Genomic DNA, 1,052 nt, shown 5'->3' on the forward strand with positions numbered 1-1,052 from the left:
GACCCCACCCGGCCGATCTCCACCCCGTTGTAGGTGACCTTCGAACCCGGATCCATCACCAACCCGGCCCGCGACGCCAACATCGTCAACTCGGTCTTGGGAGTGAAACCTCCGCGGAACTGGATGTAGACCAGGGTGAAGATCACGGCGAGAACCACCGCGACGACAAAGGTGATGAACCGGTAGGGCGGCTCTCGCGAGTCGTTGATCTGAACGGGTGAACCTTCCATGGCCTACACCGTGAGCCCGAAGATTGTGGGTCCGGCGACGGGCGGCCACCCGCGCGGTTGGTTATCCGGGTAACCCACCGTCGCCACCACTGCCCCTCGCCTCGGGACCGTCGCCACCGGGCGCTGGCCTGTACACCTATGAAATAAGACCAATGAAATGTACCGCGATGCAGTGGCACAAATAAAGCGACGGCGCAAACCGTCGCGCGCACAACATCTTCTTTCGAATAACCGCCCCGGCAGGCAGCACCTCACCAGTCATTACGGTAGGCGAATTATGTTCTCCGGCAGCTATTTCGCGGTCCGAGCAGGCTGCTACGGGTTGATGGTGTTGTCGCCTACTTGGCGGCCCCAGACGTATTCGATCGCATACGGCGATCCGGTGTCGAGGTGGTTGTAGGGCGCGAGGCTGTTACCGGAGTCCATTACCAACTCTGGTGCGGGCCAGAGGTCGTGGGTGATGGGCTGCCAGCAACCCGGCGCACCGCCCGGGCCGCCGCGCGCGTTCACCCGAGGCAGGTTCTCGGGATAGATGTAGGGGTTGGGCGCACCGCCCACCAGGCCGGCGGCGCCGCCGAGCCCCAGCGTGAGCGCCGCGACGGCGGCGAGCGACAGCGGGTTCGCGATCAGACCGAGCCCCGATGTGACCTCGGTGTCCATGTTCAATGAGTAGCCATTGAACCCGCCCTCGGAGGCACCGGTGATGGGCACGATGTCGTGGTAGTTGTGCAGCGTGCAATAGATTTCGGGGCTGTAGGTGTCCAGCAGCTGCGCCGTCGGCACCAGGTCGGCCGCGCCGCGCGCCAGATACGGGCCGGCCTT

1 protein-coding gene and 1 pseudogene are annotated in these 1,052 nt (G+C 64.4%); both read right to left on the reverse strand.

The genetic code is table 11. The annotated features are described in order from the left end of the window. Positions 1–230, reverse strand: a pseudogene (locus A5753_RS23380) (MlaD family protein); the annotation flags it as partial. Positions 231–545: 315 nt separating this feature from the next. Then, a partial coding sequence (locus tag A5753_RS23385; protein WP_197694781.1) for an MCE family protein occupies positions 546–1,052 on the reverse strand: 507 nt, incomplete at its 5' end.

The sequence above is a fragment of the Mycobacterium sp. 852002-51971_SCH5477799-a genome (assembly GCF_001667145.1).
Taxonomy (GTDB): Bacteria; Actinomycetota; Actinomycetes; order Mycobacteriales; family Mycobacteriaceae; genus Mycobacterium.